Annotated in this window: 11 protein-coding genes; 10 read left to right on the forward strand and 1 reads right to left on the reverse strand. The window is 43.5% G+C overall.

What is annotated here, in order from left to right; genetic code table 11:
- The first annotated feature begins 45 nt into the window (after positions 1 to 45).
- Positions 46 to 1,794 carry an ABC transporter ATP-binding protein gene (locus tag ACIQXH_RS15600; protein ID WP_402958492.1) on the forward strand — a complete coding sequence of 583 codons (1,749 nt, stop codon included), beginning with the start codon at positions 46 to 48 and terminating at the stop codon, positions 1,792 to 1,794.
- On the forward strand, positions 1,769 to 3,550 hold the full coding sequence (locus tag ACIQXH_RS15605; RefSeq protein WP_403124464.1) for an ABC transporter ATP-binding protein: 1,782 nt from the start codon (positions 1,769 to 1,771) through the stop codon (positions 3,548 to 3,550). Before ACIQXH_RS15600 ends, ACIQXH_RS15605 begins: the two co-directional genes overlap by 26 nt.
- A 57-nt stretch (positions 3,551 to 3,607) precedes the next feature.
- Here the strand turns inward: ACIQXH_RS15605 and ACIQXH_RS15610 are convergent, their stop codons facing one another.
- Positions 3,608 to 4,336 carry a MerR family transcriptional regulator gene (locus tag ACIQXH_RS15610; RefSeq protein WP_402958488.1) on the reverse strand — a complete coding sequence of 243 codons (729 nt, stop codon included), beginning with the start codon at positions 4,334 to 4,336 and terminating at the stop codon, positions 3,608 to 3,610.
- A gap of 341 nt (positions 4,337 to 4,677) precedes the next feature.
- Between ACIQXH_RS15610 and ACIQXH_RS15615 the strand changes: the two genes are divergently transcribed.
- From ACIQXH_RS15615 to ACIQXH_RS15650, 8 genes are all read left to right on the forward strand, one after another.
- Positions 4,678 to 6,726, forward strand: a complete 2,049-nt coding sequence (locus ACIQXH_RS15615; RefSeq protein ID WP_402871971.1) for a carbon starvation CstA family protein — start codon at positions 4,678 to 4,680, stop codon at positions 6,724 to 6,726.
- Positions 6,727 to 6,745: 19 nt separating this feature from the next.
- Entirely contained in the window at positions 6,746 to 6,949 is a 204-nt protein-coding gene (locus tag ACIQXH_RS15620; RefSeq protein WP_402871969.1) for a YbdD/YjiX family protein, read from the forward strand.
- A gap of 253 nt (positions 6,950 to 7,202) precedes the next feature.
- Entirely contained in the window at positions 7,203 to 8,417 is a 1,215-nt protein-coding gene (locus ACIQXH_RS15625) for an ammonium transporter (RefSeq protein ID WP_402871966.1), read from the forward strand.
- Between the two features lie 14 nt (positions 8,418 to 8,431).
- A complete protein-coding gene (locus ACIQXH_RS15630; RefSeq protein ID WP_402871963.1) occupies positions 8,432 to 8,791 on the forward strand; it encodes a P-II family nitrogen regulator in 360 nt (119 codons plus the stop codon).
- Positions 8,792 to 8,815: 24 nt separating this feature from the next.
- Positions 8,816 to 8,992, forward strand: coding sequence for a hypothetical protein (locus ACIQXH_RS15635; protein ID WP_402871960.1), 177 nt, complete (start codon positions 8,816 to 8,818; stop codon positions 8,990 to 8,992).
- 336 nt (positions 8,993 to 9,328) lie between these two features.
- On the forward strand, positions 9,329 to 9,979 hold the full coding sequence (locus tag ACIQXH_RS15640; RefSeq protein WP_402871957.1) for a LytTR family DNA-binding domain-containing protein: 651 nt from the start codon (positions 9,329 to 9,331) through the stop codon (positions 9,977 to 9,979).
- Positions 9,980 to 10,109: 130 nt separating this feature from the next.
- The gene (gene scpC, locus ACIQXH_RS15645; RefSeq protein ID WP_402871954.1) at positions 10,110 to 11,636 is read left to right on the forward strand and encodes a succinyl-CoA:acetate CoA-transferase ScpC; all 1,527 of its coding nucleotides are present in this window, start codon (positions 10,110 to 10,112) and stop codon (positions 11,634 to 11,636) included.
- Positions 11,637 to 11,976: 340 nt separating this feature from the next.
- The gene (locus ACIQXH_RS15650) at positions 11,977 to 13,083 is read left to right on the forward strand and encodes an AI-2E family transporter (RefSeq protein ID WP_402871952.1); all 1,107 of its coding nucleotides are present in this window, start codon (positions 11,977 to 11,979) and stop codon (positions 13,081 to 13,083) included.
- Positions 13,084 to 13,121: the final 38 nt, after the last annotated feature.

The raw sequence follows: 13,121 nt of genomic DNA on the forward strand, positions 1-13,121 counted from the left end.
AAGATAAAAATGTTACCTACATATGAAGATTGAAGGGTGTCGTAGATGAAAAAACTGTTTTCGTTCCTTAAACCATATCGTCTCTTCATCGCTCTTGCTTTATTTTTAATGTTAGTCGAGCTCGGTGTTGAACTTTTACAGCCACTCTTCATTGCAAAGATCATTGATGATGGCATTTTACAAAAAGACCTTTCCGTCGTGATAAAGTGGGGAGCGATCATGGTCGGCCTATCGATATTTTCGTTCCTTGGCGGAATCGTCAATTCCTTTACAGCTTCTCATGTGAGCCAAAGTTTTGGACATGAAGTAAGGAAAAATCTCTTCGGCAAAATCCAGGCCTTTTCTTTTGCCAATTTAAACAACATCCCGACCTCTTCCTTGATCACCCGGATGACGAATGATGTGACGCAGCTTCAGAATACGGTATTTATGGGATTGCGTATCATGGCAAGGGCACCGCTGATTGTCCTTGGGGGCACAATCATGGCGATAACGGTCAATCTGAAGTTATCCCTTGTATTGATCATTTCGATTCCCGTTCTCGTGCTGTTCCTGGGATGGGTCATGAAACGTGCGGCAAAGCTGTTTCGACTTGTCCAAAAAAGGCTGGATAACGTCAATAGTGTCATGCGGGAAAATTTGATTGGGATGAGGTTGATCAAAGCATTTCTTCGTAAGGATCATGAAATCGGCCGTTTTGACGGGGCAAACGATGAATTGAAAATGAAGACCGTCCAATCGCTTCGCTTGATTGAAACGACGATGCCCGTGCTGATGCTAGTCATGAACGTGGCAATCCTTGTAGTCCTATGGTTCGGTAGCGGCTTTATCTCGACGGGAGATATCCAGGTCGGGGAAGTCGTGGCGATTGTCAATTATGCCACAAGAATCGCAGGCTCCTTATCGGTCTTTTCTTGGTTGATCATGGTCTTGTCCCGAGCAAAAGCGTCAGCTGACCGCGTGACCGAAATTTTCGAGACGCCCATTGATCTCGATGAAGGTAGGGTGGAAAGCAGGGGGGACCTTATCAAAGAGGGGCATATCGAGTTCGAGGATGTGTCATTCCGCTATCCTGGCGGCGATGAACAGGTATTGAAACACTTGGATTTCACCGTCGAAGCGGGACAAACTCTCGCGATTATCGGTGCGACTGGGTCGGGGAAAACCTCCCTATTTCAGCTCATTCCACGTTTATTCGAAGCGGAGAGTGGAACGATCACGATAGATGGGCAGGATGTGAGGGACATTCCTCTGGACTCACTCCGAAAAAGGATTGGCTACGTGCCGCAGGAAGCGATGCTATTTTCCGGGTCCATCCAGACCAATATCGCCTGGGGGAAAGAAGACGCGTCACTGGAGGAAATCATGATAGCTGCCCAACATGCCCAAATCCATGAAACGGTAATGAGACTGCCAAAGCAATATGAAACGCGGTTAGGACAAAAAGGAGTGAATCTCTCAGGCGGGCAAAAGCAACGGCTATCGGTTGCGAGGGCATTGGTCCGCAGGCCGAAGATCCTCCTTTTGGATGACAGCACAAGCGCCTTGGATCTAAATACGGAAAGTAGGCTGCTTACGGCATTGGAATCCTATACGTGCACGACGCTCATCATTACGCAAAAAATAAGTACAGCGATGAAAGCCGATAAAATCTTATTGCTTGAAGATGGCGAGGTACTCGCGGAAGGCAAGCATGATGAGTTGAGTAAAACGAATGCCCTTTATCGGAAAATCGTTGCATCACAATATGGGGAGGAGGAGATTTCCTATGAAACGAAAAACGTCTCCCGCTAAAAAGCCGTCCAATTCTGCAGGCACGGTCAAACGGATCCTCCCTTATTTAACGACGAATAGAAGTATGCTCGTCATGGTCCTGTTCATGGTCCTGGTCAGTTCAGTGTTAGGACTGCTTGGTCCATTTCTTGTCGGAATGGCCATCGACGATTATATCGTCACGAAGGACAGCGATGGTTTGATCAATCTGCTGTTTGGGCTCTTTGCGGTTTATGTGTTTTATTCACTGTCCATGTGGCTACAAAACTATTGGATGATCGGGATTGCCCAGGATACGGTTTATCTGATGCGCAACCAGCTGTTCAAGAAGCTCCAGCAGCTGCCGATTCCCTTTTTTGACCGTCGCCAGCATGGGGAACTGATGAGCCGGGTCACGAATGATATTGAAAATGTCAGCTCTACATTGAACAGTTCGGTCATTCAAATCTTTTCAAGCGTCCTGACTCTTGTCGGGACACTGGCTGTCATGCTGTATTTGAGTCCATTACTGACGATTCTAACCCTTTTCATTGTCCCGCTTATGTTCTTTGGGTTGAAATGGATTACGAACCGGACAGGCAGGCTTTTCAAGGAACAGCAGAAAAACCTGGGTGAATTGAATGGATTCATTGAAGAAACAATTTCCGGACAGCGCATCGTGAAGGCCTTTTCACAGGAAGAAAAAGTGATTCGTGATTTTATCACTTGCAGTGAGAACTTGAAAAAAGCCGGTTATTGGTCTCAATCCTATTCGGGATTGATACCGAAGCTGATGAATTTATTGAATAACTTAAGCTTCATCGTGATTGCTGCCGTCGGTGGCTATTTGGCCTTGGAAGGAATGGGTGGGGTCACCATTGGCGTGATTGTCATCTTCACCGAGTATTCCAGGCAATTCACGCGTCCGCTCAATGACTTGGCTAACCAGTTCAATACCCTGCTTTCGGCTGTCGCTGGTGCTGAGCGGGTATTCTCGATCCTGGATGAAGAGGAAGAGGGCATGGATGAGAAAGATGCGGGTGAACTACGGGACATCCGTGGAGAAGTTGATTTCGAAGGGGTGTCCTTTTCCTATGATGATGACGATCAAACAATCACCGATATTAGTTTCCATGCTGAAAAAGGAGAGACCATTGCATTAGTCGGTCCGACCGGTGCGGGTAAAACGACGATTATTAATCTGCTCGCCCGGTTTTATGAACCGAACAGTGGCAGGATCCTGGTCGATGGACAAGATATCCAACAGGTAACGAGGGCGAGCCTCCGTAAACATATGGGATTCGTTTTACAGGATTCCTTTCTATTTCAAGGAACAATTCGTGAAAATATCCGTTATGGCCGTTTGGAAGCCATGGATATGGAGGTAGTGGAAGCGGCCAAACTTGCCAATGCACATACCTTTATCATGAAACTGCCCAATCAATATGATACGGTTTTGACCCAAGATGGCAGTGGAATCAGCCAGGGGCAACGACAGCTCCTTTCAATTGCGAGGGCGATTTTAGCCGATCCGATTCTTTTGATTTTGGATGAGGCGACAAGCAGTATTGATACGATCACCGAAATCAAAATACAGGAGGCGTTACATCGATTGATGAAGGGGCGAACAAGTTTCGTCATTGCGCATCGACTGAATACGATTCAGCAAAGCGATCAAATACTGGTATTGGATGAGGGGAGAATCATCGAAAAAGGGTCCCATTCGGAGTTATTGAAGCAAAAAGGTTTCTATGCTGAACTTCATCGCGGTTCCTTAAATGGAAATCATACGGGATGAAAAAAAATGTGTGCCTCTTGGCGCACATTTTTTTTAGTTGGTCCAAAAAACTGGAACCTATCGGGTACATTCCGTTACCGAGGCAATTGCCTCATCCAAGAAGGTCAGCACATCTTCGTTTATCGGATACAAACCTGCGGAAGCGGATCCTTCCTTGGACTTTCGAATTTCCCAGAATTTCTCCTCAAGCTCTTTGTTTCCCTGAAATACCAACTCGGACAGCAGGAGGGAATCTTCGGCAATGAGCCGTCCTTCTTCCGATAAGGGGGAAACGCCTTTTTCAAGGGACCATTCGATTCTCTTCATGAGATTGATCCATTGCCTCGTGCTGATATCATTTTGTTCCATTTTGGGTAGTTTATTGATGGTTTTCTGTTCTTCCTCGTTGAAGTGTGACCCTCGATTATGCTCTTTTCTTTTGAATAATGGAAGCAGTAACTCCCAATTGAATTCCCCTTCGATTTCGATACTGTTTAATAAAGTCTGGATGTTCTTTAATGTATTTTCCTCTTCTTTTATATCGGCTTGTATTTGTTGTTGGTGCTGGAGAAGTAATTCTTTGAAGGATTCTTTATTCAATACGGTTTTGATATCGTCCAATGAAAAAGAAAGGGCTTTAAGCAGGCAGATTTTCTCAAGTCGCTTCAGGTCATTGGCCGAGTAATATCTGCGGCCATTGGCGTGCCTGTATTCAGGCGTTAATAATTGAATCTGGTCATAGTAACGGATGGTTCTTATCGTCACATTCGCTCGCTTAGACAATTGTCCAACGGTCAAAAATTCCATTGTCATACCTCCCATTCGTTCATCAGCTCAGGTGATGGCTAAACTTTCCTTTTTATTATAGCGGAATAGGCGATAGGAATTAAATAGGTAGTATGGAAATAAACGTTAAAAACGGAGTCTGGACGTAGGGGGAGGAAGTCTGGGTAGTCTGAAAAAATCGTAACGGTACATGCCGTGCTATTAATTTCGGCTAGTGAAGAAAACCTATTGCTTATTAACCATAAAATGACATATAATTCAGAATATATACAAAATTAACGTTGTTTAGTCGTTTTAAGGAGGCTGTGGAAAACGTTCAGGCACAATGAATTGGTAAATACAATGGGGTAGGAGATGAAAAAATGAAAGCGCTTAAATCAGTTGTTCTTTGGGGAATCATCTCTGCGTTGGGAGCTGTGAGCTTCGGTGTTGTCGCCTTAAATCGCGGGGAAAGCATTAATGCTATGTGGATTGTTACGGCTGCTCTCTGTGTCTATTCGATTGCTTATCGCTTTTATAGTAAATTTATCGCACAGAAAGTATTCGAGCTTGATGATAAACGTAAGACTCCAGCTGAATTGAATAATGATGGTAAAGACTATGTACCGACGAATAAATGGGTACTGTTTGGTCATCATTTTGCCGCGATTGCTGGGGCAGGGCCACTTGTAGGGCCTATCTTAGCGGCACAGATGGGGTATCTGCCGGGTACACTATGGCTCGTGGTGGGTGTCGTTTTGGCCGGTGCGGTACAGGATTTCGTCATTCTCTTCGGATCGATGCGCCGAAATGGTAAATCGCTTGGTGAAATGATAAAAGAAGAAATCGGTCCCGTCACAGGTTTCATTGCCATGCTAGGGATTTTTGGCATCATGGTCATTTTATTGGCCGTGCTTGCGCTAGTAGTCGTGAAGGCCTTGGTAGGAAGCCCTTGGGGGATGTTCACGATTGCTTCGACCATACCTATTGCGGTCCTTATGGGTGTTTACATGCGGTATATCAGGCCTGGACGAGTCGGGGAAGGATCCATCATCGGGATTATCCTGTTGATGCTTGCTTTGTACTTCGGACGTTTTGTAGCGGAAAGTGCAACATTGGCTCCCATGTTTACATACTCAGGTGAAACGATTGCCATCCTCTTGATTGTGTATGGTTTTGTTGCTTCTGTGCTACCGGTTTGGATGCTTTTGGCTCCGCGGGATTATCTAAGTACCTTCTTGAAAATCGGTACGATCATCGCTCTTGCACTAGGCATCTTCATCGTCATGCCTAATCTTGAAATGCCTGCGGTCACGCAGTTCATTGATGGAACGGGGCCGGTTTTCTCGGGTAACCTATTCCCATTTTTATTCATCACGATTGCATGTGGGGCGGTGTCTGGATTCCATGCGCTCGTTTCATCGGGTACGACGCCTAAGATGATCGAACGTGAATCCCATGCACGCCCAATCGGATATGGAGCCATGCTGACTGAGTCATTCGTGGCCATCATGGCGATGGTAGCGGCCTGCGTATTAACACCGGGTATTTACTTTGCCATTAATAGTCCGGGTGCTGTCATTGGGACGGAGCCGGCTCAGGTTGCGACGACGATATCTGATTGGGGATTTGTCTTGACGCCTGATATGATTACGGACCTTGCCGATGATGTCGGGGAGGAAACGATATTATCCCGTACTGGAGGAGCTCCCACGTTTGCGATTGGGATGGCGCATATTTTCTCACAAGTAGTCGGGGGTGCTTCCTTGATGGCGTTTTGGTATCATTTCGCGATACTATTCGAGGCATTGTTCATCTTGACGACGATTGATGCCGGTACCCGGGTGGGCCGTTTCATGATTCAAGATATTATCGGTACTTTTTATAAACCATTTGCGCAAACGAATAAATGGGTGCCGAACATCATCGCGACAGCCATTTGTGTTCTAGGGTGGGGATACTTCCTGTACCAGGGGGTCATTGATCCGCTTGGAGGAATCAATACACTATGGCCATTGTTCGGGATTGCGAATCAAATGCTATCCGCGATTGCGTTACTGCTTGGTACGACCGTCTTGTTCAAGATGGGCAAGAAAGCGTACACATGGGTCACACTTTTACCGACGACCTTTATATTAATTGCGACGATGACAGCGGGTTGGCAAAAGCTATTCCACGAAAACCCTGCAATTGGCTTTTTGGCGCATAAGGACAAATTCAAGGCTGCCTATGATGCAGGAGAGGTCCTTGCTCCGGCGGCGAATTTAGCGGAAATGAAACGAGTCATCTTCAATGATTATTTAGATGCAGCCCTTTGTGCCTTCTTTATGATCGTGGTCATCACTGTCTTGATTTCCGCGGTACGATTATGGATCAAAATCATCAAAAATGAAAAAATTGACATGCATGAATCTCCTTATATATCAAGGTGATAATGGAGGGAAGGAAACCATGTTAAAAAAAATTACCCGGATTCTTAGCTACCGAAAGCAATTCATTAGTCTACTTGTCGGAGTTCCTAGTTATGAAACGTATGTAGCCCATATGAAGCTGGAACATCCTGATAAAACGATTAAGACAAGGAAAGAGTTCTTCTGCGAAGCGCAGGACGAAAGGTATAACGCTAAGGATGGGAAGGTATCACGCTGTTGCTAGTCATATAGTTAGGAGGGGCCCTTATTATTAGGGCCCTTTTTTGCGCGGATTTTTATAAGAAGAGTATGAAACCATGTGAGGAAAGGACTAAGAATCTATTTCGTACCGTTCGTTTTCCGGTGCTTATTACATAGAATTTTCAAAAAAAGTAAATAAAATGGTTGAATTTTTTGAAAATTAAGTATATGATAAATTACATCACATAACAATGTTATATAACATAACATATTAAAAATTTAAGGGGGAAAAACAAATGCAGATGGCAGATTCGGTATTCATGTTTTTAGCGACAATGATGGTTTGGCTTATGACTCCAGGAATTGCCCTATTTTATGGAGGGATGGTAAAAAGCAAGAATGTCCTCAATACGGCAATGCATAGTTATATGCCACTCGCTGTCATTTCTATTCTTTGGGTGCTAGTTGGGTATTCATTATCCTTCTCACCAGGAAATACTCTCCTAGGCGGTCTGGATTGGGTAGGTTTAAAGGATGTCGGTTTCGCTCCTGGCCCATACAGCGACACAATTCCTCATAGTTTATTCATGCTATTCCAAATGACATTCGCAGTATTGACCGTTTCCATTATCGCAGGCGGGATCGCTGAACGAATGAAATTTTCCGCTTTCTTAATTTTCACCATTCTTTGGTCTTTATTCGTATACGCACCCGTTGCTCACTGGGTATGGGGAGGCGGCTGGTTAGCTGAACTTGGTACGCTTGATTTCGCCGGCGGTAACGTCGTTCATATCTCTTCAGGTGTTGCTGGTTTAGTGTTGGCTATCATGTTGGGGAAAAGGAAGGAATCAGGAAACAGTGCCCCGCATAATCTACCTTTAACATTCCTTGGTGGATCGTTGATATGGTTTGGCTGGTACGGTTTTAATGTCGGCAGTGCCTTGACGATCGATGCAGTGGCGATGAATGTTTTCGTGAATACGGCTGTTGCAGCTGCGGCTGGTATCATTGGCTGGTTAATCGTTGAGTACATGACAAATAAGAAGGCAACCTTGCTTGGTGCAGTATCGGGTGCCATTTCTGGATTGGTGGCCATTACACCAGCCTGTGGGTTCGTGACGACAGCATCTTCCATCCTGATTGGGGTCATTGGCGGAGCGGTTTGTTACTGGGGTGTATTCTTCCTTAAAAACAAATTGGGCTATGATGATGCACTTGATGCTTTCGGCTTACATGGCATTGGAGGCACTTGGGGTGGAATCGCGACGGGATTATTCGCGACTACTTCGGTGAATGAAGGGGGAGCCAACGGTTTGTTCTACGGAGACTTCAACCTACTCTGGAAACAAGTTGTAGCGATTATCGCCACATATATCTTCGTGGCTGTAGTCACATATATCATCGCAAAAGTCATTAGCTTGTTCGTTCCATTACGTGTCAGCGAAGAAGATGAAACAACGGGGCTCGATCTTACACTCCACGGTGAAAAGGCCTATCACGAATCAATTTAAAGGAGGGAATTCATATGTCTCAGGTATTGACGAAAATCGAAATCATTACGCGGCCAATCAAGTTTGAACAGTTCAAAGAGGAGTTGGCGAAGATTGGTGTCAGTGGTATCACGGTGTCAGATGCGAAAGGTACTGGGCTACAGAAGAGTTATGTCGAAACATATCGAGGCCGAAATCGGGAAATATCCTTACATGACCGAATGAAAATAGAGATTGTAGTATGTGAAGTCCCCGTTCAAGATGTAGTGGATGTTGCCAGGAAATTCTTAAGCACTGGAAAACCTGGAGACGGAAAGATCTTCATCTATGAATTAGCCAATGTGGTGAATATCCGGACAGGAAAAGAAGGGCACGATGCATTAAAGAACGACTGAGGAAAACATTAAAGGAGGGGACAGATGGGCAAGTTGATTGAGATTGTTTCCAGGAAAAAGCAAAAGATTGTGACTGAACTGATATCCGAAAACATTTACCAACCTACCGACAGGTCTTATTTATTAGAATTACCATTGAAGAATTTAGAATCAATCTTACTTCTCCGAACCAATTCCCCGTCTAAAAAAGCAGATGTCTAAGTTAGGAAGCCGTTTCTTCTATAAAAAGAGGAACGGTTTTTCCTGTGTTTTAGAGATAGTGGCAAACCTTTTCGGCAGCGTATTTGAATAGTTTATATCCTGGAAGTGAATTTTATAATAGAAGGACGGATTTTTTATTGGTTCCACCATAGAAATTGGTGGGAGTACCCACTATAATGAAATGGGACAGGTAATTTAAATCCTGTTTTCTGGCTTTTTTCGACGATTTTCGCTTATTTACTTCCATTTTTCATTAATATGGGAAAAATCAGAAGAAAGTCTTTTTCTTTAGAGTGAAAATAATCAATCAATATGTTCTTTATGGGGTGGGGAAAAATGGATCAATTTACGGTTAAATCCGTTTTAAATATCATTAGTGAGTTTGTTCCAAAAAACGCTTCGATTGCAGTGGCTGATTCTGAACAGTTTATCTATTATCAACCAAGCAAACAAATCGATGTCGGGATTAAACCTGGAGATTTAATAAGTGAAGGGACGGCCGCTTTCAAGGCATTGCAGAGCCGGAAGAAAATTGCCGTTCAAGTTGAAAGTGATGTATTTGGCGTCCCGTATTATGGTTTGAGCGTTCCCATCCTGGAAGGTGAAAATCCAATGGGCGCCGTGACAGCCATCCTTCCCTCCAAGCCGTTCGTGTTGCCGACTTCCTTTTTAACCGTCAAGACGGAAGACAGATGGATTCCGCTTCCTTATGAGGAAATCATGTTTTTAGAAGCGCAAAATAGGAAGACAAGGATCCAGTCTGAACGCGTGAGTGGTTTCCATAAATTGAATTTAAGTGAATTGGAGTTCGTTTTACCAAGTGAAATGTTTATTCGGGTGCACCGTTCCTATATTGTCAACATTCATTTCATTGAGGAAATCTTGCCTGACTTTCACTCTACATTCTTGCTTGTGATGAAGGATCATTCGAAAATTCAAGTTAGCCAAACGTACGCAAGCCAGTTCCGAAGAGCACTTGGTTTTTAGAGTTTCTGTTTCGTGTAATAAAAATGCTGTTTTGTGCTCCTTTTAAGGCTTTTCATTCATAAAAGAATGTGACAATTACACGTACTTGATAAAATTAGGTGTAAGAAAAGCGAAAATGGGGGTCTTTTGTATGAACGAAAGCGTTTTCAAAAAAATCCGCAATGAGCAACTTAAGGGGAAAGTTGTCACTGCAGAAGAAGCTGCTTCATGGATTAAAGATGGTATGAAACTAGGTATGAGTGGATTTACTCGTGCTGGTGATGCGAAAGTTATTCCAATGGCTCTAGTTGAAAGAGCGAAAACTGAAAAATTCAAAGTTGACGTATATACAGGTGCATCATTAGGACCTGAAGTCGACCAACATATGGCGGAAGCCGGACTCATAAATAAACGTTTACCATTCCAAGCGGATAAAGGTATTCGTAATAAAATCAATGCTGATGAAATCACTTATGTCGACCAACATCTATCTCATACGGCTGAATTAGTTCGTCAAGGGATTGTTGGACCAATCGACTTTGCTATCATCGAAGCAGTGGCTATCACAGAAGACGGATTAATCATTCCGACAACTTCTGTAGGTAACTCAGCTATCTTCGTACAAGAAGCGAAGAATGTCATCATCGAATTAAACGTGTCTCATCCAGAAGGATTAGAAGGCATGCATGATATATATTTACCAGCTCAACAAGGTGAGCGCCAACCGATTCCATTGACGAGTGCAAGTGATCGTATTGGTTCGATCGGTATTCCTGTTGATCCTGAAAAAGTGAAAGGGATTGTTGTGGCAACAGTTACGGATGCACCTTCTACAATCGTGCCTCCTGATGAAGAGACTGCTGTCATGGCCAATCACCTTACTAACTTCCTTCGCGAAGAAATCAAGGCTGGTCGTTTAACTGAATCGCTTGCACCACTTCAATCAGGTGTAGGTTCCGTTGCAAACGCCGTGTTGAATGGTTTAATTGATTCTGAATTCAAAGATTTAGAAGTATACTCTGAAGTGTTACAAGATGCAGTATTCGATCTTATCGATGCTGGAAAAGTTAAATTCGCTTCAGGTTGCTCCATTACTTTGGCTGAAGAAAAAGGTAAGCAAGTATATGGCGAACTTGATAAATATCGTGATAAACTCGTTCTTCGTCCACAAGAAATTTCTAACCATCCGGAAGTCATCCGTCGTCTTGGATTGATTTCTATCAACACTGCGTTAGAATGTGACATTTACGGCAACGTAAATTCAACACATGTTTCTGGTACAAGAATGATGAATGGTATCGGTGGTTCTGGAGACTATGCTCGTAATGCACGCTTAGGTATCTTCGTAACGAAGTCCTATGCAAAAGGCGGCAAAATCTCAAGTATCGTTCCTTTCGTATCACACGTTGACCACACTGAGCATGATGTGGATGTCATCGTTACAGAACAAGGTTACGCTGATTTACGCGGTCTAGCACCAAAAGAACGTGTACATGCAATCATTGAAAACTGTGCACATCCGGATTACCGTCAACAACTTCGTGATTATTTCAACGAAGCTGTCGCTCTAACTGGTGGACACCAAACACCGCATGTTCTTGAAAAAGCATTCTCTTGGTATACAAACCTTGCCAAGAACGGTACAATGCTTGAAGCTACTCTTCAAGATCAAAAATAAGAAGATGGACCCCGCTCATTGCAGCGGGGTTTTTTTGTGTGCTGAGATGGGGTTTGACCGATAAATAGGTTGAATAGACCGATAAAAGCCAAGTTTGACCAATATATTGATCGTTTTGACCGATAAAAGGGTTTCCCGCTCTAAAAGACTGCCTTGAGAAGGATGATTTTTTCCCAATGTAAATCCTGGGAATCATTGAAATAAATTTTATACAGAATTTTACGTTGTGGTAATGGAAGTATGGTAAACTTCTATCAATGATAGGTAGCATTATAAAATTTTACATACATAATGGATCATCTTTCTTTAGAAAAAGAAGAGTTATATAGGAGGAGATAACTTGTTCAAGGCTAAACTGCATTTTTGGACATTAGAGCTATTGCTATTGTCCGTGTTATTTTATGTGGGGACGAAGATTTCGTTTCTTTTTGAACCAATCGTGATTTTCACTTCAACTTTGTTCTTTCCAATACTCATTTCCGGTTTTCTTTATTTCTTGTTCAATCCGACGGTCGATTTGCTCGTGAAAAGGAGAGTGCCGAGGGGATTGGCGATTTTATTGCTGTATGTGATATTCCTTGGTCTAGTAAGTTTATTGGTCGGTCTTGTCGGCCCGTCCCTTTCACGTCAGGTCACGGATTTGATTAATAACCTTCCTGATTATTTTAATCAATCCAGAACGTTCATCGAAGATTTATCCAAATCAAGATGGTTCATGTGGACGATGGAACAGGATTATGTGTCTTTGAAAGAAGTGGGAGATTCCCTTCAAAGATACTTGACGGATCTACCGGGCAATATTACTAAAAGTCTGTCTTCTGTATTCAGCGTTGTCACGAATATAACGTTGGTAGTCGTAACGGTTCCATTCATCCTGTTTTATATGTTGAAGGATGGCGATAAGCTACCAAGCTCCATCATGAAATTTGTACCGGTCCGTTATCACAAACCGGCATTATCCGTTCTTAAGGAAACGGGAGAGACCCTTACGACATACATACAGGGGCAAATGCTAGTCTGCTTGTTTGTTGGAATTGGGACGTTCGTGGGGTATTTAATCATTGATTTGCCTTATGCCTTCCTGTTTGCATTGATAGGTGCCGTTACCAATATCATTCCCTATGTCGGCCCATTTATTGGAGCCGCTCCTGCAGTGATCGTGGCCTTGATTCATTCGCCGACACAGGCGCTTTTGGTCATAGTGGTCATCACGATTGTTCAGCAGTTGGACGGTAATGTCATTTCACCGCTGGTCATCGGGAAAAAGCTAAATACGCATCCGTTAACCATCATCATCCTTTTATTGGTTGCGGGAAACATCGCAGGCATCATTGGGATGATCCTGGCTGTACCGACTTATTCCGTCATTAAAACGATTGTATTGAATATCGTTAAGTTCATCAGGATCAGGAAAGAGGAAAAACTCGGGGAAGATTTAATTGAATGAAAAAACGGGATCGACTCTTTGAGAGTTGGTCCCGTTTT

The sequence above is a fragment of the Peribacillus sp. NPDC097225 genome, assembly GCF_044761955.1.
In the GTDB taxonomy this organism is placed as follows: domain Bacteria; phylum Bacillota; class Bacilli; order Bacillales; family DSM-1321; genus Peribacillus.

Excerpts from the sequence above, each read along its gene's own strand:
- ACIQXH_RS15625 (WP_402871966.1), top strand. The coding sequence starts at position 7,203 with ATGCAGATGGCAGATTCGGTATTCATGTTTTTAGCGACAATGATGGTT.
- ACIQXH_RS15615 (WP_402871971.1), top strand. The coding sequence starts at position 4,678 with ATGAAAGCGCTTAAATCAGTTGTTCTTTGGGGAATCATCTCTGCGTTG.
- ACIQXH_RS15600 (WP_402958492.1), top strand. The coding sequence starts at position 46 with ATGAAAAAACTGTTTTCGTTCCTTAAACCATATCGTCTCTTCATCGCT.
- ACIQXH_RS15635 (WP_402871960.1), top strand. The coding sequence starts at position 8,816 with ATGGGCAAGTTGATTGAGATTGTTTCCAGGAAAAAGCAAAAGATTGTG.
- ACIQXH_RS15620 (WP_402871969.1), top strand. The coding sequence starts at position 6,746 with ATGTTAAAAAAAATTACCCGGATTCTTAGCTACCGAAAGCAATTCATT.
- ACIQXH_RS15605 (WP_403124464.1), top strand. The coding sequence starts at position 1,769 with ATGAAACGAAAAACGTCTCCCGCTAAAAAGCCGTCCAATTCTGCAGGC.
- scpC (WP_402871954.1), top strand. The coding sequence starts at position 10,110 with ATGAACGAAAGCGTTTTCAAAAAAATCCGCAATGAGCAACTTAAGGGG.
- ACIQXH_RS15640 (WP_402871957.1), top strand. The coding sequence starts at position 9,329 with ATGGATCAATTTACGGTTAAATCCGTTTTAAATATCATTAGTGAGTTT.
- ACIQXH_RS15610 (WP_402958488.1), bottom strand. The coding sequence starts at position 4,336 with ATGGAATTTTTGACCGTTGGACAATTGTCTAAGCGAGCGAATGTGACG.
- ACIQXH_RS15630 (WP_402871963.1), top strand. The coding sequence starts at position 8,432 with ATGTCTCAGGTATTGACGAAAATCGAAATCATTACGCGGCCAATCAAG.